Here is a 22966-nt window from a genome sequence, read left to right on the forward strand (position 1 = left end):
TGGCGCAACGCCCTCAACGGCGGCGGTGGCCCCACATCCACTGCTCCGGCGTCTCTTTGATCCAGGCCTCGAATTGCTGATGAATTCGCGCTGTCGCTGTGGCCACACGCTCGTCCAGTGTGCCGCCTTCGCCTGTCGGGATTTCGACAGCCTGAATGCTGAAACGGCAGCCTTCGGTGCGGCGGCAACACGCCGCAATCAGCGGCACATCAAGCTTCTCAGCGATCAGCGCGGGGAAGGGGGTTGATGGTGCCATATAGCTGAAAAACGGGACCTCTACACCATTGCTCTGGCGCAAATCGCCCATCATGCAGACCGTGTCACCGTCGCGAACCCAGTTAATCAGCCCATTCACCGAGGTGGTGCGTTTGGAGTGCAGCCCACCTGGATACAATGGCTGACGCACCTGTCTGATATAGCTGTCAACCAGCGGATTGGAGGCGCGCTGATAGATCGCCGCCATTGACAGACCGTTCTGCAGGGCCGGAATTGCCAGCAATTCCCAATTGCCCATATGCAGCGAAACAAACACCGCACCCTTGTGGCCTTGTGCCAGCTGGTCAATCAGCGCCTGAGACTGCAATTCGATTCGCTCGCTTTCCTTCAGCAGCTTGGCGATGCACAGCCCCTCGGCAAATGTGCGCCCCAGATTGTTCCAGTGCAACGCTGTGGTTTTTTCAATCCAGGCAGCATTTTTTTCCGGAAAAGCCTCGCGCAAATGCTTCATCACGGTCGCGTGGCGGTGGTTGAACCGTGCCAGAACCTGCCAGCAAGCCCCCATCAGCGCAGATGCAGCGCCAATCGGCAGCGCATTCAGAAGTCCGGCCACAAGGCGAAACCCGGCATATTCAAGCCGGTGCTGAAAAGTAGGAGTGGTCGTTTTGGCCAAGAAACAGGTGCTCAATCTAAATTGCTGCTACGCAATAGCGGAGTTTTGGTTTGCAACGCAATTGATCCTTTGCGAAAACCGGCATCATTGAGAAAATCCCTTGGGACATCCCCGCCTTATGCTGCAGGTCGCCACACTCGCCTTTCCATTCTTCGGATTGATTTTCCTCGGGTTTTTTGCCGGAAAAATATTTAAAGTTCCGCCGGAAGGGCTGGCGTGGCTCAATATCTTCATCATTTATTTCGCGCTACCTGCACTGTTTTATCAGCTCATTTCCAGAACTCCGATTGAAGAACTGGCGAATTGGGCTTTCGTATTCTCCACCAGTTTTTCGACCTATGTCGCGTTTGCTCTGGCGTTTTGCATCGGAATTTATCTCACCAGAGGTGATGTAGCGCTGGCGACGATTCAGGGCCTGGTCGGTGGCTATGCCAATGTCGGTTATATGGGGCCGGGCCTGACGCTTGCTGTGCTGGGGCCGAAAGCCGCAGTGCCCGCGGCGTTGATCTTCTCCTTCGATGTGGCTCTGGTCTTTACTCTGGCACCGTTGCTGATGGCGTTGGCCGGGACGGAAAAGAAGCCGGTGCCGCTGCTTGTCGTTCAAATTCTGAAAAAGATTTTCCTGCACCCGTTTATCATCGCCACCATTGCAGGCGTGCTGGGCGCGGCATTTCAGGTCCGCCCGCCGCAGGCCATTGAGACAATTCTGACCTTTCTGCGATCCGCCGCCGCGCCCTCGGCGCTGTTTGCCATGGGCGTAACCGTGGCGCTGCGTCCGCTGAAGCGCTTCCCGGTGGAATTGCCGGGTCTGCTCACTGTCAAGCTGGTGGCGCACCCGCTGATCGCCTATCTGATGCTCGGGATTATCGGCGATTTTGACCCGGTCTGGGTGGCCACCGGGGTACTGATGGCGTCGCTACCGCCTGCCGCAACGATCTATGTGATTGCCCAGCAATATAATGTCTATATCGAGCGCGCTTCCACGGCGGTGCTGGTAGGAACCGGCCTGTCCGTGCTGAGTGTTACCTTTGTGTTGTATCTGATTGCCGAAGGCGCCTTCGGACCGGGCCTGGTGCGGTCCTTGCCATAGCGCCATCCAGTGTACTTATGGGGAAAGCTGGTCCGACCATCGGCAACAGTGAAGCACAGAATTGTTTGAAAAAAATGGTGCGCCCTGAAGGGCTCGAACCTTCGACCCGCTGATTAAGAGTCAGCTGCTCTACCAACTGAGCTAAGGGCGCTTTCCGGTATCCTAACAACTGCGCTGCCCAACTTCAAATGAATCAAGCCGGGCGTGCGCAGTGTGTTCGGTAAGAAAATGGTGAGCCCTCACGGGTTCGAACCGTGGACCTACTGATTAAAAGTCAGTTGCTCTACCGACTGAGCTAAGGGCTCCCAAATTCGGGCGGAACATAGGCAGTGCCGCTGGTCGGGTCAATAGCGCTTTGCCTAAAATCGCGATTTGTCAGAGCGCCGGGATCGGCATGGTTCGCGGACGTCCCGGATATGGCCAAAACCTTAAAATGCCTTGAAGGTGGGAATCGTCCGTGTGTCCTTGATTCCTGTGAAATGCTGAATTTTTTCAGTGATAAAATGCCCGATATCATCACTCTCGGCGACGTAGAATTTCACCAGCAGATCGTAATCACCAGCGGTTGAATAAATCTCGGATGCTATTTCCGCGTCGGCAATCTGGTTGGCGACTTCATAGGCTTTTCCCAAATGGCATTTGATTTGCACAAAAACGGTCTGCATGATCCCTCTCAAAGAGCAACGGTAGAAACCATTTAGGGGAAAAGCCACCATATGGAAAGCAAGTTGGATCTGGAAGCTGAATACGACAACCGCGCTCTGGTGCCGGAACATGTCGAAATTCTTCCGCGCTGGGAGAAACAGGCAGCCGAATTCCGCGCCATCCATCCTCCGGAAACGCTTCGCTACGGTACGGCAGAGCGAAATCTGATCGATGTGTTTCGCAGCGATGATTCGGCGGCACGCCGCTCACCTGTGGTGCTGTTCATTCATGGCGGCTATTGGCGCGGCCTCAGCAAGGACATGTTCAGCCACATGGCTGGTGGCCTGATGGCCCATGGCCTGGATGTCGCGATGCCCAATTATACTCTGTGTCCCGGCATTGATATTCCCGGTATTGGCGAAGAGCTGCAGGCCTGCTGCCGGTTTCTCGGCGAAACGCAAAAGCGGCCCTTGATGATGACCGGTCACTCTGCCGGCGGCCATCTGGCAGCTTTTCTGTGTCAGAAAAACAGTGTGGACAGATTACCGGTCCCGGTTGTGGCCGGGCTGGGCATTTCAGGTGTTTATGATCTGACACCGATGCTGCATGTCTCGATGAATCATGATTTGAAGCTCGATCTGAAAACCGCACTGGCTGCCAGCCCCTATTTTGCCGCGCCGGAACCCGGCATTTCTTTCGATGCATGGGTCGGTTCGGACGAATCGGATGAGTTCCTGCGGCAAAGTGAGGACTTTGCGTCAAAGTGGCGCGAGAATTCGGCCCACACGACTTATATTGAAATCGCCGGTGCCAATCATTTTACCGCCGTTGAACCGCTGATTGACCAGAACAGTCTGCTGGTCAAACGTATTGCCGCGCTGGCCGGCTGAACAGTCGGGCAATCCAAAAGCGGGATTTCGACGTAAGTGGCATAAGGGCACCACGACTGACGGAGGAAACCATGCATAAAATCATCACACGGGCAATCGCTGCCACAGCAGGCGCAATTGCCATGATCGGCCTGACATCCGGAATGGCTGCAGCGCAGAATGTTGCGGCAGCAGATCAGACCGAAATCCAGTCCATCATCCGCAGCCAGGTTGATGCTTTTGTCACAGATAATTCGTCGACGGCTTTTTCATTTGCCGCACCTTCAATCAAGAACATGTTCGTGACTGAAGAGAACTTCATGAACATGGTGCGCCAGCAATATCCGCAGGTTTTCCGGCCGCGTACATTCGAATTCGGTCGGCTGGTGGACGGCCCGACAGGACCGGTGCAGGAAGTCTATATCACCGGTCCGGCAGGCAAGGACTGGCTGGCGGTCTACACATTGGAACAACAGGCCGATGGCAGCTGGAAGATCAGCGGTTGCTATCTGGTTCCCGATAAGGGCGCGAAGGTGTAGCGAGGCTCTACCGTATTGCCGCGCCTTGAAAGCGGTAACCGGGAAGCGTTAGCGCTCCCCGGATAATTTAGATTCTACTTGTTTGAAGCAAGCGGCCTCAGATCAGATAACTTCGCAGCGAAACTCACCGACACCTTTAACTGTGCCGACCATGACGTCGCCACGCACAATCGGCCCGACACCGGCGGGCGTTCCCGACATGATCAGATCGCCCGGCGCAAGTTCGTAATAGTCGGACAGATAATTGATCATTTCCGGCACTTTCCAGATCATCTGATTGAGATCGCCGATCTGTTTCTGCTCGCCATTCACCTTCATCTCGATGCGGCCGGCTTCAGGATGGCCGACCTGGGACACCGGATAAAGCGGCCCCATAGGTGCGGACTGCTCAAATGCCTTGCCGATTTCCCAGGGGCGGCCCATTTTCTTCATCACGCTCTGCAGGTCACGGCGCGTCATGTCAAAGCCGACACCATAGCCGAACACATGGTCGAGAGCGCCGTCCAGAGCAATATTGCGACCGCCGCTTTTCAGGGCAACGACCATTTCAATTTCAAAATGCACATCTTCAGTGTGCGGCGGATATGGGAAGGTCCCGCTTTCATCGACATTGTTGGGGTTCTTCTGAAAGAAAAACGGCGGCTCCCGGTCCGGATCATGACCCATTTCAATAGCGTGGTCGGCGTAGTTGCGGCCAATGCAGTAAATCCGGCGGATGGGAAACAGATCGTCAGTTCCCGCGACAGACACTGTCGCCTGCTGCGGTGCGTCAATTACGTAATTCATATGTGGCTTCCTTCAGATATGTCGCGAATTGGTTGTGGCAAAAACGGTGCCTATGATCGGCTGGCGGCATAATAGTCAACACGGCGTTCCAGATAGGCCAGAGCTTCGGCAATGGCGAATGCAAAGAAGAACAGGACCAGCAGAACTGCCCAGAAATGCTCCATCAGGAAATTGGACGAGTAGAGTTCGAACAGACGGCCAAACCCGACAATCGACACCAGCAACTGGCCGATAATGACGCCTTTGACGGCCCTGATAAGCCCGATCCGTACGCCTGCCAAAATTTCCGGCAGTGCTGCCCAGATATAAATCTTGGTGAAGGCCGCCAGTGGCGAGGCGCCGAACGATTGGGCCATTTCCACCAGTGAGGGCGATATCTGTTTCACTCCGGCACGGCTGTCCAGAACAATGATCCATACCGCGAACAGGGTTGTGGTGATGATCACCGTCTGAACACCGATGCCAAACAGAATTAGCAAAGGGATCAGTGCCGCCAGGGGGGGTGCATTGCACCGGATGAGAGGTGAGGCAGAACACTTCAACTCTGCCCGCCGGCCATCACGGTTTTGCCGAACACGATACGCTGGTCGATGCGATTGAGGACCGCGATCATGCGGCTGCACACGCAGTCATGCAGAGCCACCTTCTGTCGGTTTAGAATAATTTACAGATTTTGTGCGATGCCGCCGAACAGAGCCTGCGGATCGGTCCCGAATATTGAGCAAGGAGCAATTCAGCCGAGGCGGGCCGACAATTCCTGTTGCAGTTGCAGAGCTTCCGCGTTGTAGCGCTGGGCCAACACAAGATCAGTGTCGGAATTATCTCTATTGAGTGCCAGCAACTCCGCAGCAGTCACTTTGGCCAGTGCCAGATCGCGCAACGATTTCAGTTCCTTGGCTTCCAATCCTATCTCGGCAAATTGTTTCGCTGCCGCTTCAAAATAGCCGAACGCTTTGCGCAAGGTAACAATCCGGCCGTCAATATCCGCCTGTCTGGCAAGGCAGGTGCCCAGAAAATACCGCGTCTGTCCGCGCGTTTCTGTTGTCAGCATGGTATCAGGCAGATCGACGATGTCGCGCAGGCGCTTGGAAAGGACGGCCAGTTCAGAGGCGTCACCCATCAGCCCGGCAAGGGCAATCTCGGCGTGAAGACTTTCCACCACCAACTCATAACTTTGCTTGATCTGGCCGCTTTTGCGTAACGATTGAGCTGCGGCGGAGAGCATAATGGAGGCGGATTTCAGCATCCCGGTGCGTTCATGGCTGCGGCCGAATTGAAGCATCATGTCCGCACAGGTACGCACTGCCTCCGGATGATCGGCCACATCGTCCAGAGCTGCAAGATCACAGTGCAGTAGTTCACCCGCCTGAAGCGCGGTCCGCAGCTTCTCGTCATCGCCGTCTTGAAGGGCCATATCAAAGAAGAAGGACATTCGTGCATGCAGTATCTGATGTCTGCGCGAAGTGCTTGCGGACAGATCGGCCAGACCGAGCGCGGCTTCAAAAATTTCCTCTGCCATATGGTTGCCGGGATCCTCGCCCCGAGCCTCCATGAGTTTATCCAGCAGATCATTTGCTTCGCCGGGCTGACCGCTCATGCCCAGCAACACGGCGCGGTCCAGCGCCAGGGTCGACAACTGCCGCTCGCGGCTTTGAAAAACGGCGGGAAGGTTCGGATCGGCAACGTCCGGCCGCTTGAAAAACCGGCTGAGGAAATGGGCCGGCGCCTCGTCAGATGCAGCACCTTCGGCATCCGCATTGCCGACTTCCAGAAGTAACCGGTGATTTATTTCAAACGCGTCTCCAAACTGGCCGGTTGAAGCCATGTGATAGATCTGATCGCGCAGCGCATTCTGGCTGTTGGTCAGGCCAGCATTCTCGCTAAGGCGGCGCAACAGCAGGCCAAACGCCTTTTTCTGGCGCTCTGTCGCGTTTGATACTGTTTCAGACATGCTGCCTTGCCCCACCAGCTTCCAACCCAAAGTGTTGAAAATACCTGATTCGCAACACTCAGAAAGGATAATGGAGCAAGTCGGTAGCCGCAAGACGCGTCACCGGGTGGGTTTACAACGTATAACGCACATCCGGTACGCTCGCGAAGCTCGCAGTTGGCACCAGGATTTTCGCGTGGGTGAAGCCTATGCTGTCAGGCCACCTTGGTTGCCACAGGAAACACCAGCGGTTCGCTGACAGGCCGGGTTTTGAGCATTTCCAGAATCGCTTTCTCGGAGAGTGAGGCGTCAATCTGATCGGTCCACACCCGGAAATAGCTCAGCTTATAATCACCGAAAGATGTAATCATCGCGACATCCGCCGCATCCGTCCCGCGAACCATCAGGATACGGCCGGCTCTTGGCACGTTATACCGTGCATCAAATGTGTGCCATTTCCCGCCCAGATAGACCTCCAGCCAGGCACAAAAATCACCGGGTCCCGAATAGGGCACGCCTATGTCGCCAAGATATCCGCTGGCATAGCGCGCCGGAATATTCATCGCCCGGCAAAATGATATGGTCAGATGAGCGAAGTCCCTGCAAACACCGGTCTTTTCGCGATAGACTTCGGACGCAGTTTTGTTGGCACGGCCGAACTGATAGCCGAATGTGACATGATCATGCACGAATTGCGAAATCGCCTGAACCCGCGACCAGCCGGTGGGATAGTTGGCAAACAGGGGCCATGCCGCATCAACCAGGTTGTCGCTGTCACAATAGCGGCTTGGCAGCAAATATCGCAGAACCTCGTCGGGAAGATTTTGAACTTCATGTTGCTCCGCCAAAGGGCTTTGCGGGTCCTCCTTGCCGTCGATTTCAACAACACAATCGGACCACAGCTTGAGCGGGCCACCCGGTGCGGTGACGCGCGCGATGCGGTTTCCAAACTGATCAATATAAACATGGACAGGCTTTTCACCTGCCGGTTGGGCTCTGACGCGGTCCTCACCTATGATGCGGCCCTGAAAACTGCTATGCACGGAAAGTGCCATAAGCAGCGGCACAGGCCCCACACTTTCTATCTCAATTTCATAGCCGATTCGGATAAGCATATCTGCAGCCTTTATCCCGCCAAGGTTTGGTTTCTTGTGTGTCGGAAGACACCGTCAAAGCGACTTGGTTCGTACGCTTTGATGTTGTTGAAATAACGTCCTGGATCTGGGAAGGTTCCTATGTCTCGCATTCTGCGTATTACCCATCGTACGGAATACAGCTACGCCAGTCCAGTCGGTCTGAATCCGCACCGCCTCATGCTGCGTCCGCGGGACGGCCACGATCTGTGGGTGGATGATGCACTGTTGACGATCAAACCGAAAGCCTCGCTGCGCTGGTATTTTGACACATTCGGCAATTCTGTTGCTGAAGCGGTCTTCACTGAACCGGCAGACCATCTCCTGATCCAGAGCGAACTGGTCATCCGGCGCTACCCATCGGAGCGCGCCTTCAGGCCACCAGGGGCACACATCTGCCTGTTTCCGTTTGCCTATTCCGAGGAAGACACACTGGATCTGTCGCCTTATCTTGCCCTGCATCACCCGCAGGATACGGAGGTGTTGAACCAATGGCTGAATTCCGTATTTATCGACCGGCCAGAGAAAGCCTTCAGTTTTCTGCGCAGCCTCAGTGATGCGATCCATAACAATCTTGGATATTCCTCGCGCGAAGAAATGGGCACGCAATCGCCCGCAGAGACAATCTTGAGAGGTGTCGGAACCTGTCGGGATTTCGCCTTTCTGTTCATGGAAGCGGCACGCATTTTCGGATTTGCCGCACGCTTCGTCACGGGCTATCTCGATGACATGCCAACGAATCCGGATATTTCACCAGGCACTTCACATGGCACTTCACCAGGCACTTCCAATACCCCGGTCGGGGGCGGCGCGACCCATGCCTGGGCAGATGTTTTTATTCCCGGCGAGGGTTGGATCGAGTTTGACCCGACCAACAGAATAGTCGGCGGCAGGGCCTTGATTCGTGTCGCAACAACACGCACGCCATCACAAGCCTCCCCGGTGTCCGGCAGCTTCAGGGGCACCAGTGAGATGTATCTCGGGTTGCAGGTATCGGTCGATGTGTCGGAAACAGAAGAGCCGGGATGAAGTAATCCACGGCACTACTGGTGACATATCTGAATCCCGGAAAGTTTCACTGCCAACAACAATCAGCTCTTCCGTTTCAGGCGGGCGAGCAGGGCTGAAGTATCCCAGCGCTTGCCGCCCATGGCCTGGACCTCTGCGTAAAACTGGTCGACAAGCGCCGTCACAGGCAGAGTTGAGCCATTGCGGCGCGCTTCGGCGAGAACGATATCGAGATCCTTGCGCATCCAGTCGACCGCAAATCCGTGTTCATATTCACCGGCCAGCATAGTTTTATAGCGGTTTTCCATCTGCCAGGAGCCTGCGGCTCCTTTGGAAATCACACCAATCACCTTTTCCATATCAAGACCGGCCTGTTGACCAAACTGAATAGCTTCCGCAAGGCCCTGAACCAGCCCGCCAATGCAGATCTGGTTGACCATTTTGGTCAATTGTCCGGCACCGCTAGGGCCCATCAGGCCGACCATGCGGGCGTAACACGAGATCACCGGTTCAGCCTGTTTGAAAACGGTCTCGTCACCGCCGACCATCACCGTCAGAATACCGTTCTCCGCTCCCGCCTGACCGCCGGAGACGGGCGCGTCGAGGAAACTGAAACCCTTGTTGTCAGCTGCCGCCCGCAATTCGCGCGCAACTTCCGCAGATGCGGTGGTGTTGTCGACAAACACCGCGCCGGATTTCATGGCGCTGAATGCGCCATCCGCGCCGATTGTCACCGATCGCAGATCATCATCATTGCCAACACAGCAAAACACGAAGTCACAGTCTTTGGCAGCTTCCGCAGGTGTTGCCGCAGTCGTACCGTCAAATTCGGAAACCCATTTGTCAGCCTTTTCCGCAGAACGATTATAGACCGTGACGTCATGACCGCCCTTGGTTTTCAGATGACCTGCCATGGGGTATCCCATGACGCCCAGGCCGATAAACGCAACTTTTGCCATTTTGATCTCCAGGTTCGGATATGTTTGAAGGTTTAGTCTCGTGCATTGGGTGCCTTGTCAAGCGTGCCAGGGGTACACTTTCCCCGGCAACTCAACGGGATGGAAGTCCAAGTTCGGTAAACGGAATGAAACTCACCGTATCACCGGGCTCGATCTGCGTCACGGCCTCGGGAATTTCGATCAGCCCGTCCGCCTCCCGCAGGCTGGTAATCAGCCCGGAGCCATCGCGGTCGAACTTTGTCACGCTGAGTGTGTCCGGCTCGGCCCGCCCTAAGATTCCGCGCAAAAACTCGCGCCGGTCTGGTTTCTTGCGCGCGATGGCAAACGCCGCCTTGACTGGAAACCGTACCGGATCGTGCCACGCGCTGCCTTGCAGCGACAGGATGATCTGGCGCACATAAAGCAGGAAGCAGACAAAGGCCGCAACCGGATTGCCGGGAAGGCCGACAAAAACGCAATCGCCGATCTGCCCCATGGTCATCGGCCGTCCGGGCTTGATCGCCAGTTGCCAGAGATGGCGCTGTCCCAGTGCATCCAGTGCCGTGATGATATGATCTTCGTCGCCACGGCTGGCGCCGCCGGATGTCAGAATCATGTCATGGCCCGCAGCGGCAGTTGAGATTGTCTCCCGGATAAGTCTGGCATCATCCGGCAATATGCCAAAATCCGTCACCACAACCGGCAAAGTTTCCAAAAGCCCTTTCAACATGAAGAAATTGGCATCGAACACCTGGCCGGGCTGCGGTGCCACACCGGGGGCAGGGCGCAGCAATTCATCACCGGTGGACAACAGCGCCACCTTCAATTTCCGATAAACCACAACCTCGCTGATACCCAGCGAGGCAATGGCAGCCAGATCCTGAGCACGCAGGCTGTCTCCCGCCACCAGAACTGTGGTGCCCTCAAGCACATCTTCACCTGATTTGCGGCAGTTCGCGCCTTGTTTCAAACCAGGCGGAATGGCGACAAACGGCCGATCATTCTGGATATGCGGCTCGCAATCTTCCTGCATCGCCACTGTGTCGAGCCCGTCCGGCATCGCCGCGCCGGTAAATATGCGGGCGGCGGTCTGCCTTGGCATGGCCTGTTTACGGGCATGGCCTGCCGCAACCCGGTCGGCAACTTCGAACCAGCCTCCAACCGCCTTGAAATCCGCATGGCAAAACGCATAGCCGTCAACCGCAGCATTGTCGGATAAAGGCACATTGCGCGGCGCAATGATGGGCTGCGCCAGAATGCGCCCGCAGGCAGCTTCCAGCACGATGGTTTCGGTCCCGGCCACTGTGCTGATGCGCTCGCGCAGCAGGGTCAGCACATCATCATGGCGCAAGCGGTCCTTATCGTGCAGAAAACAATCATTCAGAAGCTTGCGCGGTTCCGTCATGATACGGCGCGATCGCTGGTTTTTCGATTTGGCAAGCCGCTGTGCCTGAGAGCGAAATCAGCAATTTCTGCGACATTGTCGATATCAAAGACTGGCAGGGCTTCGCCAATCAGGCTGGTGTCACTGGCCAGCGCGACAATATGCGGATCGTCCGGTGCAAGAGGCCGGTCGGACTTGGAACCGACACGACGTGCTTCAATTTTTGGGTGCGACTCGCGCTTATAACCTTCCACTATCACCAGATCACAGGGCGCCAGTTTTCCCAGTACATCTTCAAGCAGAGGTTCATCTTCACCGCGCAATTCATGCATCAGTGCCCAGCGGCGTCCCGAAACCAGCGCCACTTCATGGGCACCCGCTTCACGATGGGCGTAGGAATCGCGTCCTTTCTGATCGATATCGAAATTATGATGGGCGTGCTTGACGGTCGAAACTGAAAATCCGCGTGACGTAATCTCCGCCACCAGCCGGCTGACCAGGGTTGTTTTCCCGGAGTTTTTCCAGCCCGTGACGCCAAATACCGGAGTTTGCTCAAACATGCTCGGTCTCGTCATCGGCCAGATATTGTTCCGCAAGCGTCACATCATCCGGCGTATTGATATTGAAGAACGGGTCTGCACCATTGGCCTGCTTTGTGTCAAACGCCACCGTGGTCCAGCGATGCTGCTGCACGAAGCGCATGATTTTGCGCTCGTCGCCGTCCTTCAGGAAACTTGTCAGATCAGGCAACAATTCGAGCGACCAAAGGCCGAAAGTCGGTTGCCGGAACCCCTGTGACGACGCCAGGACAATGTCGTGATCCCGGGACTCAGCCAGTCTCGACACAAAATCACGCGGAAAGAACGGCGTATCGGCTGCCACACTGCAGACATGTTGAAATCCGTTCTGCCGGGCATAGTCCATGCCAGCCAGAATTCCGGCCAGCGGTCCGGCATAGCCAGCAACAGTATCGGCAACGACAGGAATGGCAAGACTGTCAAATTTGCTCATGTCCGCATTGGTGTTGACAATGACCAAGGGCAATTGCGGGCGGATGCGGCGCAGCACACGCTCCACCATTGGCACACCGGCCAGCGGCATCAGCGTCTTGTCAACCGCACCCATCCGCCGGGACTGGCCACCGGCAAGGATAACGCCAAGGATTCCCTGAGTGTCGGTCATTTTGAGGTTTCTGTTACTGGTTGGCTGTCAAAAATGACACGCTCTTCACCGGACAGCACCGTGAAGCGGGCGCCGCGTGCCCGGCCAATCAGGGTCAGGCCGGCGCTGCGCGCCAGATCCACGCCCCAGGCCGTGAAGCCGGAGCGTGAAATCAGGATTGGAATTCCCATCATCACACATTTGATGACCATTTCGGAGGTGAGGCGGCCGGTAGTGTAAAACAGTTTATCTGCCGGATCACAATCATTCAGCCACATCCAGCCGGCTATCTTGTCGACAGCATTGTGGCGTCCGACATCTTCCATATAGGCGATGGGCGCGTCGTCCCGCGCCAGAACGCAGCCGTGAATTGCGCCAGCGGTCAGGTACAGTGATGGCATTGTATTGATCTTTTTCAGCAGGTTCTGCAAAACGCGCCCAGAAAGGATGGTGTTGCCGGGCAGCTTCACATCTTCAAAACTTTCCATCACATCGCCAAAAATCGTGCCCTGGGCGCAGCCTGATGTGCGGATTTTCTTTTTCAGCTTTTCCTCAAAGTTGGTTTCGTGCCGGGTCCGCACAACCACGACACCCAGATCATCATCATAGTCCACCCCGGTAATCGGGTTGTCCGGTTCCAGCATGTTCTGGTTCGCCAGATAACCCACCGCCAGCAGGTCGGGATGATCACCGATCGTCATCATCGTGACGATTTCCTGGCGGTTCAGGTAAAGCGTCAATGCCCGTTCGGTGACGACCCGGGTTTCCACAGGGACCCCGGTCTGATCAAAACCGCTCACCGAGGCCGACAGTTTCGGATCGTCCGGCTTTGGAGAGATAATGAGATCACTCATGGTGGGGTCGGATCGCCTGTCTGTAACGGGTGGCTCTGGTTCATCTATAGCGGACCGTCAGCACTGCGCAAAGGGCGGGCTTGGCTTTTGAAACGGTCAACAGCACATTTTGCTGCAGACCTGCCTTAGTGTACGATCAGGGGCACGTAGGTCCGATAAGTGCAGACCATTCATGTTGCCCTGAAAGCCGCACTTCCCTGACAGCTTCCTTATAAACAATCCAGCTGCGGTAGTGGATATCAGACCTTTGGCCAGCAAATACCCGATCATTCGCCAATCGGCACCAGAACCACTTTTTTCCGTTTTGAAAGCGCGAAACCCAGTTTACCTGCCTTGACCTGCAGGGCCGGTTCACCAAACAACTCGCGGCGCCATCCGGAAAGAGCAGCGACATTCGCTGTATCGCTATCGGCGATTTTTTCCAGATCATCCATATTTGCGATGATCTTGGAGGCAACGCCATGTTCCTCGCACACCAGCTTGAGCAGGACCTTGAGCAATTCAACCACCGCACTTGATCCTTGGGGGCGCCGGGCCGGGCGCGGCACAACAGGGAGTTGATCCTTGGGAATGGATTTGGCACGCTTTACCGCAGCAATCACCGCATCTGCGAATTTCGACCGGTCAAAGCCTCTCGGCAAGGCGCGCATCCGGCCCAGAGCCTGGGTGTTTTCGGGCTGTTGCGAGGCCAGCTCATAAATTGCATCATCCTTGATGATACGGCCGCGCGGCTGGTTTCGGGTTTTCGCCTCTGCTTCACGCCAAGCGGCCAATTCCTGTGTGACAGCCAGCTCAATCGGCTTGCGGGCCCGCATTTTCAGGCGTTTCCAGGCATCTTCCGGCTCGACAATATACGTGCCGCGGCTTTCCAGAATGGCCATTTCCTCATCCAGCCAGCCGGACCGTTTCTGCTGCTCCAGACTGTCTTTGAGAGATTTGTAGATGTCTCGCAGATGGGTCACATCAGCCAGAGCATAGGCCTGTTGCTTTTCACTGAGCGGACGATGGCTCCAGTCGGTGAAGCGCGATGATTTGTCGATCTGGACATCACAGATTTTCAGCACAAGATGATCATAGCTGATGCTGTCGCCATAGCCGCAGACCATCGCTGCAATCTGGGTATCAAACAACGGAGCCGGGATCAGATCACCCAGCTTAAGGATGATTTCCAGATCCTGACGCGCAGAATGGAACACTTTCACCACATTCCTGTCGGCCATCAGCTTGAAGAAGGGGGCAAGATCCAGCCCTTCGGCCAGCGGATCAATCAGCGCCGCTTCGTCTTCGCTGGCCACCTGTATGAGGCACAATATGGGCCAGTAGGTGCTTTCTCGAAGAAACTCGGTGTCAACGGTGACATAGGGATGTGTAGCCAGGCGTGCGCACATCTCGGCGAGCGCCTTTGTATCGGTCAAAGTCGTTATTTCGGACAAAATTCAAGCCTTGGTTTTAACGTAGGAACCCGGTGCATCTTCGATAATCTCAATGCCGTTGTCGCCGGGTTGGCGGGCTGGCACCTGTGTGTTGTTGAGACTCTCGATCCAGGACTGCCAGTGTGGCCACCATGATCCTGGATGTTGGTCTGCCTTTGTGAGCCACTCCTCAAAGTCGCCCTGCGGTGCGCCGCCGGTCCAGTACTGATATTTGTTTTTGTGCGGCGGATTGATGACGCCGGCAATATGGCCCGATCCGGACATCACAAATTGCACCGGGCCTCCGAAATGCGCCGATCCGGTAAACACTGACAGGGCCGGCGCAATGTGATCTTCCCGTGTCGCCAGATTATAGATTGGGATTTTGACCTTCGACAGGTCAAGACAGACATCATCCACCACCATTTTGCCGCAGCACAGATTGTTTTCCAGATAGCAGTTCCGCATATAAAACGAATGATTGGCCGCCGGCATCCTCGTGCTGTCCGAATTCCAGTACAGCAGATCAAACGGGAAGGGCTCTTTGCCGCGCATGTAATTATTGACAAAATACGGCCAGATCAGATCATTGGACCGCAGCATGTTGAACGCATTTGTCATCTTCGAGCCTTCCAGATAACCGCGTTTTTCCATGCGTTTCTCAAGGGCTTTGATCTGTTCTTCGTCGACAAAGATTTTCAGCTCGCCTGCGTGGGTAAAATCCACCTGTGTGGTAAACAGGGTCGCAGAAGCAATCCGTGTATCTTTCTTTGCCGCCAAATAGGCAAGCGTTACCGACAGCAGCGTGCCGCCAACGCAATAGCCTATGGCATTGACCTTTTTTTCACCGGTCGCGGCCTCGATCTTGTTCAGAGCCTCCAATATGCCTTCCTTCATATAATGCTCGAAGCTCTTGCCGGCCTGACGTTCGTCGGGATTCACCCATGAGATCACAAAAACTGTCTGGCCCCGTTCGACCGCCCAGCGGATAAAGGATTTTTCGGGGTTGAGATCGAGCACGTAGAACTTGTTGATCCAGGGTGGAACGATCAGCAGCGGGCGCTTCAGCACCTTCTCTGTAATTGGCGCGTATTGAATAAGCTGGCAAACCTCATTTTGAAAAATGACCTTGCCGGGCGTAACCGCCAAATTTTCGCCGACCTTGAACTTTTTCGCATCGGACTGGCGCATTTTCAACTCGCCATCACCGGCAATCATGTCTTCTGCCAGCATGCGCATGCCGCGCACCAGGTTTTCACCGTCACTCTGGACGGTTTCTTTCAGCAGCTCCGGATTGGTGAGCAGAAAATTGGACGGCGACACAGCATTGGATAATTGCTGCACATAAAAATCAGCTTTGCGTTTGGTGTGCGGATCAAGTTCTGCCGCATCGGTCACCATCTGTTGCGCCCAATTCGACGTAATCAGGTAGAACTGTTTGAGGAAGTCAAAAAACTGGTTCTGTTCCCAGTCTTCGCCAGCAAACCGTTTGTCACCACTTGGTGTCTCGACGGCCGGCGTGGCGTCATGTCCCTGCATGCGCTGCAGCGAGGAACTCCACAGATTCATGTAGTTCGTCCACAATTTGGTCTGCGCCTGAAGCGCTCGCTCGGGGTCCGACAACCAGTATTCACCGACTTTCGACAGTGTCCTTACGATTTCCGCAATCTCATCATTCGCATCATCCCCGCCGCGCCGGCCTTCTTCTCGCGGCTTGATATAGGCGGCGAAGGCGCGGCCAGCTTCCTCAGCAGCGCGCGCCAGATTATTGGCAAAGACTTCGGGGTTCTGAACGATATATTCCAAAAGCCGATTGTCCCGGAGCGGGTCTTTGGGTTTTTCCGTCATGGTCCCTGTAAGGTATCTTATTGTTTTCCAGTACTTGTGTATCATTGACCCGACTCAAGCGAAAGCGCGAGAGGTGTATATTCGGCCCGATAATTGCGCGGTTTCGCAGGTTTTTGGTCTTTTCACGGCCACAGTATCGTGAAACAAACCAAATTCCCGATTCCGTACCCATCATGAAGCGAGAAATCCGATGGAAGAGTTCCACAAAGTCAAGCGACTGCCAGTCTATGTTTTCGAACACGTCAACAAAATCAAAGCGGCGGCGCGGGCAGGCGGGGCGGACATTGTGGATTTGGGAATGGGAAATCCTGATTTGCCGACCCCCAAACACATCGTCGACAAATTGGTTGAGACGGTATCAAATCCACGCACCCACCGCTATTCCGCATCGCGCGGCATACCCGGTCTGCGCAAGGCACAGGCAGCCTATTATGGCCGCCGCTTTGGTGTGAAACTCGATCCAGAGAGCCAGGTAGTGGCGACGCTCGGGTCAAAAGAGGGGTTTGCCAATATGGCACAGGCCATCACCGCACCCGGAGATGTAATTCTGGTGCCGAATCCGACTTACCCGATCCATGCATTCGGCTTCATCATGTCGGGCGGTGTAATCCGTTCAATTCCCGCTGAGCCCGGCCCCGAATTTTTTCATGCTGCGGAGCGTGCGATCCGGCATTGTATTCCCAAACCGCTGGCCCTCATTCTCAATTATCCATCGAACCCGACTGCGTTTCTTGCGGATCTGGATTTTTACCAGGACGTTGTCGCCTTTGCCCGTAAACATGACCTGCTGATCTTGTCGGATCTGGCCTATTCTGAAATCTATTTTGACGGTCCCCCGCCACCGTCGATCCTTCAAGTCGATGGCGCCATCGATATCGCCGTAGAGTTTACCAGCATGTCTAAAACATTTTCCATGCCGGGCTGGCGCATGGGATTTGCCGTCGGCAACGAGCGCCTGATCGCAGCGCTTGCACGGGTCAAATCCTATCTGGATTATGGTGCATTCACGCCCATTCAGGTTGCAGCGGCCGCTGCGTTGAACGGCAGTGAGGATTGCATCCATGAAGCCCGTAAAATTTATAAGGGCCGCCGCGATGTCATGGTCGATTCATTTGCCCGCGCTGGCTGGCATGTTCCATCGCCCGGTGCAACGATGTTTGCCTGGGCCCCTTTGCCGGAAGGATTCAAACATATGGGCTCGTTCGAGTTTTCCAGATTGCTGATCGAACAGGCTGACGTCGCGGTGGCGCCGGGGGTCGGCTTCGGCGAACATGGTGACAACCATGTTCGCATTGCTCTGGTGGAAAATGAACAACGGATCCGCCAGGCTGCCCGAAACTTGCGACGCTTCCTTGCATCTGCCCAGCAATCCATGCCAAACGTCGTGCCAATCAGCGCCTAGACGCTGTTTCTACTGCAAATTCGGAAAGACCTTCAATGACAGATGCGTTGCGACTCGGCGTTGCCGGGCTTGGAACTGTTGGCTGTTCGCTGATTCAGCTTCTGGCCAGACAAAAAGACGTTCTGGAAAGTCGTTGTGGTCGCACATTATCGGTAATGGGGGTCAGCGCGCGTTCACGCAATCTCAAGCGTGACATATCAATTGACGGATTGGCCTGGCACGATGATCCCGTGACGCTGGCGACAGCACCCGATGTGGATGTCTTTGTCGAGCTGATTGGCGGAGATGCAGGCGCTGCCGACATTTCGGTGCGGGCCGCTCTGAAAGCTGGAAAACACGTTGTCACCGCCAACAAGGCGCTGTTGGCAAAACATGGCGGCGAATTGGCGACACTGGCCGAAAAGCATGGCGTTACCCTGAATTTCGAGGCGGCGGTTGCAGGCGGAATTCCCATCATCAAGGCAATGCGGGAAAGTCTTGCTGGCAATCAGGTATCCCGAGTCTCCGGCATCTTGAACGGAACCTGCAATTATATCCTGACCCGAATGGAGCGGGATAATCTATCCTTTGCCGCATGTCTGGAGGAAGCGCAGCAACTCGGCTATGCGGAAGCTGATCCGACATTCGACGTTGAAGGGTTTGATACGGCCCATAAGCTGGCATTGCTGACAAGCCTGGCGTTCGGTACGCAGATCAACAGCGAAGATATTTATGTGGAAGGCATCTCTTCCATCACCCCCCAGGACATCCAGGCCGCGGCTGAGCTTGGTTATCGCATCAAGCTGCTTGGTGTTGCCCAGCGACGCACAACTGGCATTGAGCAAAGGGTACACCCGACCATGGTGCCCCTGGAAGGTCACCTCGCGCAGATATCCGACGTGACCAATGCGGTTTCTGTTGATGCTGATGCGGTCGGTAACATCACACTGTCCGGACCGGGCGCCGGCGGCGATGCCACTGCCTCTGCAGTGCTGGGCGACATAGCCGACATTGCACGCGGCCTTCGTACACTGCCGCTGGGCGTCAGCGTCACTGAGCTGAAACCCTATGTCCGGGCCAGAATGGGCGCGCATGAAGGCGGTTATTACATCCGGCTTACAGTCAGCGACCGGCTTGGCGCGTTCGCCTCCATTGCCGGGCGTATGGCCGAGGCCGGTATTTCGCTGGCAAGTATCGTTCAGAAAAACCGGGACGGTCAGCCCGGTGTCTCAAACGGGCCGGAAACCAAATCCGTGCTTCTGATCACGCATCAAACAACAGAAAGTGCCATTCGCGAAGCATTGGTGCATATTAGGTCCGACGGTCATATTGTCGGGGATCCGCAACTGATCCGGCTGGAAATAGCCTGAATCTGAATAAAGGGGCAGGGGCTGCCGCGCAGCCTTTAAAAATGACATGAGCACCAGACAGTCCGAAGAAATGGTTCTTGATCGCATTCTCACTCTGGAACTGGCCCGCGTCACAGAACGCGCGGCAGTGGCCGCTGCAAGGTTGCGCGGACGTGGCGACGAAAAAGCCGCCGATCAGGCCGCAGTCGATGCCATGCGCAATGAACTGAATGCATTGCAGATTGACGGAACCGTGGTGATCGGCGAGGGCGAGCGCGACGAAGCACCGATGCTTTACATCGGAGAGAAAGTCGGCCGCAAAGGCGGCGGCCCGAAAGTCGATATCGCACTGGACCCGCTGGAAGGCACCACGATTTGTGCCAAAAACCTGCCCAATTCCCTGGCGGTGGTAGCTATCGCAAATGAGGGCAATCTGCTCAATGCGCCGGATGTTTACATGGACAAGATCGCCATTGGACCCGGTTACCCGCAAGGGACAGTCGATCTTGATCATGCTCCAGCGGAAAATATGGCCCGCTTGGCTAAGGCAAAAGGCGTTGCCATACATCAGGTGACGGCCTGCATTCTGGATCGGCCGCGGCATGCCCGGATGATCGAGGAAGTGCGCCAGACCGGCGCGGCGATCCGGTTGATCGGAGATGGCGATGTGGCGGGTGTCATCCACACCACAGATCCGGATGAAACCGGTATCGACATTTACATGGGCATAGGCGGCGCGCCTGAAGGCGTCTTGGCCGCAGCTGCACTACGCTGCATCGGTGGCCAGATGCAGGGCAGGCTTGTGATCAACACACAGCAGCAACGCGACCGCGCTATCAAGATGGGGATTGAAGATGTGAGCAAAAAATTTGACATGTCGGAAATGGCCAAAGGCGACGTTCTGTTCGCAGCAACCGGCGTAACCGATGGTAACATGCTGGCCGGTGTACGGTTTGACAAAGACAGCATCACCACCCACACAGTCGTTATGCGTTCATCCAGCCACACGGTGCGCTGGATCAAAGCCAGACACAGCCTGACCAGCAAATTCTCCTAGCGCCAGAGACGGGGAGAGTTGCATTTGCAGCAGCGCCATTTTCTTGGAGTTGAAAAATCCCTGACCGGCCGCGCCTGGGTCGAAAGTCTTGACGCCAAGACACAGGCGATTGCGACGGCCATTGCCCAACGCCATCAACTGCCGGAACTGTTGGGCCGCGTACTGGCCGCCCGCGGCGTCGACATAGACGAGGCTGCACAGTTTCTGACGCCCTCGCTGCGTGATCTGATGCCGGATCCCAATACACTGACCGACATGGACACAGCGGCAGAACGCCTTGCAGAGGCTGTGGCAAAGCAGCAGAAAATTGCTATTTTTGGCGACTATGATGTGGATGGTGCGACCAGTTCGGCGCTGTTGTTCCGTTTTATGCGTCATTTTGGCGTCTTGGCGGAGATTTACATCCCGGACCGCATTTTTGAAGGATATGGCCCCAATGGCCCGGCCATCGACAGTCTGATTGATGCCGGCGCGCAACTGATTGTCACAGTTGACTGCGGCTCTTCCAGTTTCGAGGCTCTGGAACATGCCGCAAGACGCGATTGCGATGTCGTCATTCTGGATCATCACCAGCTTGGCGAGGAATTGCCGCAGGCCGTCGCACTGGTCAATCCGAACCGGCAGGACGATCTGTCGGGTCAGGGCCATTTGGCAGCCGTCGGAGTCGTGTTTCTGACACTTGTCGCCACTCTTGCAAAGTTGCGCTCCGCCAACCACCCCGCCGCAGGGAACTGCGATCTCCTGGCGTGGCTTGATCTGGTGGCGCTTGGCACGGTGTGCGATGTGGTACCGCTGAAAGGTCTTAATCGGGCCTATATCACAAAGGGTCTGGTTGCCATTCGTCACGGTCGCAATGCAGGGCTTCATGCGTTGATGAAGACGGCCCGGCTCACCGGACCGGCAAATTCCTATCATCTGGGTTTTCTTATCGGCCCGAGGATCAATGCCGGCGGACGAATTGGAGATGCATCTCTGGGCGCTAGATTGTTGTCTCTGGATGATCCCGTTGCCGCAGAAACCATCGCTGAGCAACTGGATGAGTTGAACAAGCAGAGACAGGCGATTGAGACCGACATGCTGGCAGAAGCAATTGCCGAAGCTGAACGGGACATCGGGGAAGGGCCGGGGCCTGCGGTGCTGATCACCGGTCAGGAGGACTGGCATCCGGGCATTGTCGGTTTATTGGCAGCACGGCTCAAAGAACGCTTCCAGCGTCCGGCATTCGCAATTTCCTACAATCCCAATGGCATTGGCACGGGTTCGGCCCGCTCGGTTCCGGGGGTCGATGTCGGAGCTGCCGTCAGAGGTGCAGTTGATGCAGGGATTCTGGTCAAGGGTGGTGGGCATTCGATGGCTGCCGGTTTAACCATTGAACGCGCCAGGCTCGGTCATTTTCGTGAATATCTGGAAGAACATCTGGCTGGCGCTGCCGAAGCGGCAAGGGGACAAAATCAGTTGCGGATCGACGGAGCAATTACCGCCAATGGCGCAACCCTCGATTTTATGGAACTGGTAGAACGAGCGGGACCCTATGGTTCTGCGCATTCACAACCGGTCTTTGCAATGCCTGCGCATTACATCGGACCAGCTAAAATCGTCGGTTCCGGCCATGTTCGCGCCAGTATTTCGTCAGGACAGGGAACACGCATCAACGCCATAGCTTTCAGGGCGGCCGATGGTCCCATCGGCCAGGCTATGCTAAAGCAACGTGACGGCACATTTCACCTGGCGGGCACGTTTTCATTGGATCATTGGGGCGGCCGGCCAAGTGTGCAGTTTCGCATTCTCGATCTGGCCCGGCCGGGACAGCGTAGATGAAACGCCAGATTGGCTGGACGTGTAACAGGCTGGAAGGCACGCTTGCAATGAAACACCTGAAGTTGATTGTACTGAGTTTGATGGCTGGCGGTTTGTTCCTCGCTGAACCTGGTGCCGTGTCCGCCATGGACCCTGAACCCCGCATAGATACCGGTGTCAACGAACTGGTCCGAACACGAGTACAATTGAAAGGCGCCTTCCTGACCAAACAGGTCGACAGTCATTTGAAGCAAAATGATCTGGTTCTGATGGCGGTAGGCGATTTCCTCAGCGCCAATCCTGATGTCTCCCCGGAAATTGCCCATTCGCGCATGAAAAGATATCAGCGAGTGGCTGCCGGACTGCGTTCCATCCTGGCCATCGGACCGGACGGCTCTCTCCTGCATGACAGCTACAACCTTCCAGCACCCGACTTCAATCTTGGAGACCGGATTTATGTCCGGGAGGCGGTGCGCCAGGGCACAGGCGATCTGCGGATCAATGCGCCGGTGGCCGGCCGGCAAAGTGGTATTCCTTTTATCCCGCTTACGCGCGGTCAGTTCGACGTGGAGGGAAATGCCACCGGCGTCATTGTCGGTATACTCGGTCCGGAGACATTGCTCCCGGAGGACAGCGACTGCGCCCTTTGCGTTTCAGCAGTTATGACCCGGGACATGGACATTCTGGTCAGCAGGCCGTCCGGATTGACGTTTCCTGCCGATCTGATCAGCCGAATTCGGAACTCGCATTCTGCTACCGGACTGGAGCTGATCGATGTCAACGGCAGCAAATCACTTGTGACCTGGACCAAAAATATTCATGCCGGAGTTGTCACGCTGAGTGCGGAACTGCTTCCCGGTCAATAGACTGACCGTGCGATGAAATCTGACAGGCAA

General features: G+C 55.7%; 22 protein-coding genes, 2 tRNA genes and 1 pseudogene. 10 read left to right on the forward strand and 15 right to left on the reverse strand.

The genetic code is table 11. The annotated features are described in order from the left end of the window. Nucleotides 1-13 precede the first annotated feature (13 nt). Nucleotides 14-889, reverse strand: coding sequence for a lysophospholipid acyltransferase family protein (locus RAL88_RS00850; protein ID WP_306266592.1), 876 nt, complete (start codon nucleotides 887-889; stop codon nucleotides 14-16). Between the two features lie 100 nt (nucleotides 890-989). Here RAL88_RS00850 and RAL88_RS00855 point away from each other — a divergent pair, with 100 nt between their 5' ends. Then, entirely contained in the window at nucleotides 990-1979 is a 990-nt protein-coding gene (locus tag RAL88_RS00855; RefSeq protein WP_306266594.1) for an AEC family transporter, read from the forward strand. 75 nt (nucleotides 1980-2054) lie between these two features. Here RAL88_RS00855 and RAL88_RS00860 read toward each other — a convergent pair. From RAL88_RS00860 to RAL88_RS00870, 3 genes are all read right to left on the reverse strand, one after another. Continuing rightward, nucleotides 2055-2130: transfer RNA gene (locus RAL88_RS00860), tRNA-Lys, on the reverse strand. A gap of 78 nt (nucleotides 2131-2208) precedes the next feature. Then, a tRNA-Lys gene (locus tag RAL88_RS00865) sits at nucleotides 2209-2284 on the reverse strand. A 123-nt stretch (nucleotides 2285-2407) separates the two neighbouring features. After that, nucleotides 2408-2644, reverse strand: a complete 237-nt coding sequence (locus RAL88_RS00870) for an Lrp/AsnC family transcriptional regulator (RefSeq protein ID WP_306266595.1) — start codon at nucleotides 2642-2644, stop codon at nucleotides 2408-2410. A gap of 51 nt (nucleotides 2645-2695) precedes the next feature. Between RAL88_RS00870 and RAL88_RS00875 the strand changes: the two genes are divergently transcribed. After that, the gene (locus RAL88_RS00875) at nucleotides 2696-3514 is read left to right on the forward strand and encodes an alpha/beta hydrolase (RefSeq protein ID WP_306266597.1); all 819 of its coding nucleotides are present in this window, start codon (nucleotides 2696-2698) and stop codon (nucleotides 3512-3514) included. Nucleotides 3515-3585: 71 nt separating this feature from the next. Continuing rightward, nucleotides 3586-4032 carry a DUF4864 domain-containing protein gene (locus tag RAL88_RS00880; RefSeq protein ID WP_306266599.1) on the forward strand — a complete coding sequence of 149 codons (447 nt, stop codon included), beginning with the start codon at nucleotides 3586-3588 and terminating at the stop codon, nucleotides 4030-4032. Between the two features lie 102 nt (nucleotides 4033-4134). Here the strand turns inward: RAL88_RS00880 and RAL88_RS00885 are convergent, their stop codons facing one another. Together RAL88_RS00885 and RAL88_RS00890 are read right to left on the reverse strand one after the other, a co-directional pair. Beyond that, complete coding sequence (locus tag RAL88_RS00885) at nucleotides 4135-4818, reverse strand: fumarylacetoacetate hydrolase family protein (protein ID WP_306266601.1); 684 nt, start codon at nucleotides 4816-4818, stop codon at nucleotides 4135-4137. Nucleotides 4819-4868: 50 nt separating this feature from the next. Then, entirely contained in the window at nucleotides 4869-5360 is a 492-nt protein-coding gene (locus RAL88_RS00890; protein WP_306266602.1) for an ABC transporter permease, read from the reverse strand. Here RAL88_RS00890 and RAL88_RS00895 point away from each other — a divergent pair. Then, nucleotides 5342-5476: an FCD domain-containing protein gene (locus RAL88_RS00895; protein WP_306266603.1), complete on the forward strand. Its 135-nt coding sequence runs from the start codon at nucleotides 5342-5344 to the stop codon at nucleotides 5474-5476. The genes RAL88_RS00890 and RAL88_RS00895 overlap by 19 nt on opposite strands. A 75-nt stretch (nucleotides 5477-5551) precedes the next feature. On the opposite strand, the gene RAL88_RS00900 is transcribed toward RAL88_RS00895, so the two are convergent. Continuing rightward, nucleotides 5552-6769 carry a hypothetical protein gene (locus RAL88_RS00900; RefSeq protein WP_306266605.1) on the reverse strand — a complete coding sequence of 406 codons (1218 nt, stop codon included), beginning with the start codon at nucleotides 6767-6769 and terminating at the stop codon, nucleotides 5552-5554. 194 nt (nucleotides 6770-6963) lie between these two features. Further along, nucleotides 6964-7863, reverse strand: coding sequence for a transglutaminase family protein (locus RAL88_RS00905; RefSeq protein ID WP_306266606.1), 900 nt, complete (start codon nucleotides 7861-7863; stop codon nucleotides 6964-6966). Between the two features lie 120 nt (nucleotides 7864-7983). Between RAL88_RS00905 and RAL88_RS00910 the strand changes: the two genes are divergently transcribed. Next, entirely contained in the window at nucleotides 7984-8910 is a 927-nt protein-coding gene (locus tag RAL88_RS00910; RefSeq protein WP_306266607.1) for a transglutaminase family protein, read from the forward strand. A gap of 62 nt (nucleotides 8911-8972) precedes the next feature. Here the strand turns inward: RAL88_RS00910 and RAL88_RS00915 are convergent. From RAL88_RS00915 to phaC, 7 genes and pseudogenes are all read right to left on the reverse strand, one after another. Continuing rightward, nucleotides 8973-9863: pseudogene (locus RAL88_RS00915) on the reverse strand (NAD(P)-dependent oxidoreductase); the annotation flags it as partial. A gap of 76 nt (nucleotides 9864-9939) precedes the next feature. Next, on the reverse strand, nucleotides 9940-11232 hold the full coding sequence (gene glp / locus RAL88_RS00920; RefSeq protein ID WP_306266608.1) for a gephyrin-like molybdotransferase Glp: 1293 nt from the start codon (nucleotides 11230-11232) through the stop codon (nucleotides 9940-9942). Then, nucleotides 11229-11771, reverse strand: coding sequence for a molybdopterin-guanine dinucleotide biosynthesis protein B (gene mobB / locus RAL88_RS00925; protein ID WP_306266609.1), 543 nt, complete (start codon nucleotides 11769-11771; stop codon nucleotides 11229-11231). The genes glp and mobB overlap by 4 nt, the downstream gene beginning before the upstream one ends. Next, complete coding sequence (mobA, locus tag RAL88_RS00930; RefSeq protein WP_306266610.1) at nucleotides 11764-12393, reverse strand: molybdenum cofactor guanylyltransferase MobA; 630 nt, start codon at nucleotides 12391-12393, stop codon at nucleotides 11764-11766. Before mobA ends, mobB begins: the two co-directional genes overlap by 8 nt. After that, on the reverse strand, nucleotides 12390-13226 hold the full coding sequence (gene fdhD, locus RAL88_RS00935) for a formate dehydrogenase accessory sulfurtransferase FdhD (RefSeq protein ID WP_306266611.1): 837 nt from the start codon (nucleotides 13224-13226) through the stop codon (nucleotides 12390-12392). Before fdhD ends, mobA begins: the two co-directional genes overlap by 4 nt. Before the next feature lie 266 nt (nucleotides 13227-13492). After that, nucleotides 13493-14650, reverse strand: coding sequence for a ribonuclease D (gene rnd / locus RAL88_RS00940; RefSeq protein WP_371932198.1), 1158 nt, complete (start codon nucleotides 14648-14650; stop codon nucleotides 13493-13495). 12 nt (nucleotides 14651-14662) lie between these two features. After that, nucleotides 14663-16486 (reverse strand): class I poly(R)-hydroxyalkanoic acid synthase, encoded by a 1824-nt coding sequence (gene phaC, locus RAL88_RS00945; RefSeq protein ID WP_306266613.1) that lies wholly within the window; start codon nucleotides 16484-16486, stop codon nucleotides 14663-14665. Between the two features lie 190 nt (nucleotides 16487-16676). Here phaC and RAL88_RS00950 point away from each other — a divergent pair, with 190 nt between their 5' ends. The 5 genes from RAL88_RS00950 to RAL88_RS00970 are packed head-to-tail and all read left to right on the forward strand — an operon-like array spanning nucleotide 16677 to nucleotide 22936. After that, nucleotides 16677-17888: an LL-diaminopimelate aminotransferase gene (locus RAL88_RS00950; RefSeq protein WP_306266615.1), complete on the forward strand. Its 1212-nt coding sequence runs from the start codon at nucleotides 16677-16679 to the stop codon at nucleotides 17886-17888. Between the two features lie 35 nt (nucleotides 17889-17923). Further along, the gene (locus RAL88_RS00955; protein ID WP_306266617.1) at nucleotides 17924-19237 is read left to right on the forward strand and encodes a homoserine dehydrogenase; all 1314 of its coding nucleotides are present in this window, start codon (nucleotides 17924-17926) and stop codon (nucleotides 19235-19237) included. A 46-nt stretch (nucleotides 19238-19283) separates the two neighbouring features. Continuing rightward, complete coding sequence (glpX, locus tag RAL88_RS00960) at nucleotides 19284-20273, forward strand: class II fructose-bisphosphatase (RefSeq protein WP_306266618.1); 990 nt, start codon at nucleotides 19284-19286, stop codon at nucleotides 20271-20273. Between the two features lie 24 nt (nucleotides 20274-20297). Continuing rightward, the gene (gene recJ / locus RAL88_RS00965; RefSeq protein ID WP_306266619.1) at nucleotides 20298-22091 is read left to right on the forward strand and encodes a single-stranded-DNA-specific exonuclease RecJ; all 1794 of its coding nucleotides are present in this window, start codon (nucleotides 20298-20300) and stop codon (nucleotides 22089-22091) included. Continuing rightward, nucleotides 22088-22936 (forward strand): hypothetical protein, encoded by an 849-nt coding sequence (locus RAL88_RS00970; RefSeq protein ID WP_306266620.1) that lies wholly within the window; start codon nucleotides 22088-22090, stop codon nucleotides 22934-22936. The genes recJ and RAL88_RS00970 overlap by 4 nt, the downstream gene beginning before the upstream one ends. The last annotated feature ends 30 nt before the right edge of the window (nucleotides 22937-22966 follow it).

The organism is Pararhizobium sp. IMCC3301 (assembly GCF_030758315.1).
Classification (GTDB): Bacteria; Pseudomonadota; Alphaproteobacteria; order Rhizobiales.

What these genes read in the sequence shown, in the direction of transcription:
- fdhD (WP_306266611.1), bottom strand. Translation starts at nt 13,226, where the DNA reads ATGAGTGATCTCATTATCTCTCCAAAGCCGGACGATCCGAAACTGTCG.
- mobB (WP_306266609.1), bottom strand. Translation starts at nt 11,771, where the DNA reads ATGTTTGAGCAAACTCCGGTATTTGGCGTCACGGGCTGGAAAAACTCC.
- mobA (WP_306266610.1), bottom strand. Translation starts at nt 12,393, where the DNA reads ATGACCGACACTCAGGGAATCCTTGGCGTTATCCTTGCCGGTGGCCAG.
- RAL88_RS00910 (WP_306266607.1), top strand. Translation starts at nt 7,984, where the DNA reads ATGTCTCGCATTCTGCGTATTACCCATCGTACGGAATACAGCTACGCC.
- RAL88_RS00870 (WP_306266595.1), bottom strand. Translation starts at nt 2,644, where the DNA reads ATGCAGACCGTTTTTGTGCAAATCAAATGCCATTTGGGAAAAGCCTAT.
- RAL88_RS00970 (WP_306266620.1), top strand. Translation starts at nt 22,088, where the DNA reads ATGAAACGCCAGATTGGCTGGACGTGTAACAGGCTGGAAGGCACGCTT.
- RAL88_RS00880 (WP_306266599.1), top strand. Translation starts at nt 3,586, where the DNA reads ATGCATAAAATCATCACACGGGCAATCGCTGCCACAGCAGGCGCAATT.
- RAL88_RS00885 (WP_306266601.1), bottom strand. Translation starts at nt 4,818, where the DNA reads ATGAATTACGTAATTGACGCACCGCAGCAGGCGACAGTGTCTGTCGCG.
- RAL88_RS00950 (WP_306266615.1), top strand. Translation starts at nt 16,677, where the DNA reads ATGGAAGAGTTCCACAAAGTCAAGCGACTGCCAGTCTATGTTTTCGAA.
- phaC (WP_306266613.1), bottom strand. Translation starts at nt 16,486, where the DNA reads ATGACGGAAAAACCCAAAGACCCGCTCCGGGACAATCGGCTTTTGGAA.
- RAL88_RS00955 (WP_306266617.1), top strand. Translation starts at nt 17,924, where the DNA reads ATGACAGATGCGTTGCGACTCGGCGTTGCCGGGCTTGGAACTGTTGGC.
- RAL88_RS00905 (WP_306266606.1), bottom strand. Translation starts at nt 7,863, where the DNA reads ATGCTTATCCGAATCGGCTATGAAATTGAGATAGAAAGTGTGGGGCCT.
- RAL88_RS00875 (WP_306266597.1), top strand. Translation starts at nt 2,696, where the DNA reads ATGGAAAGCAAGTTGGATCTGGAAGCTGAATACGACAACCGCGCTCTG.
- glpX (WP_306266618.1), top strand. Translation starts at nt 19,284, where the DNA reads ATGAGCACCAGACAGTCCGAAGAAATGGTTCTTGATCGCATTCTCACT.
- glp (WP_306266608.1), bottom strand. Translation starts at nt 11,232, where the DNA reads ATGACGGAACCGCGCAAGCTTCTGAATGATTGTTTTCTGCACGATAAG.
- RAL88_RS00900 (WP_306266605.1), bottom strand. Translation starts at nt 6,769, where the DNA reads ATGTCTGAAACAGTATCAAACGCGACAGAGCGCCAGAAAAAGGCGTTT.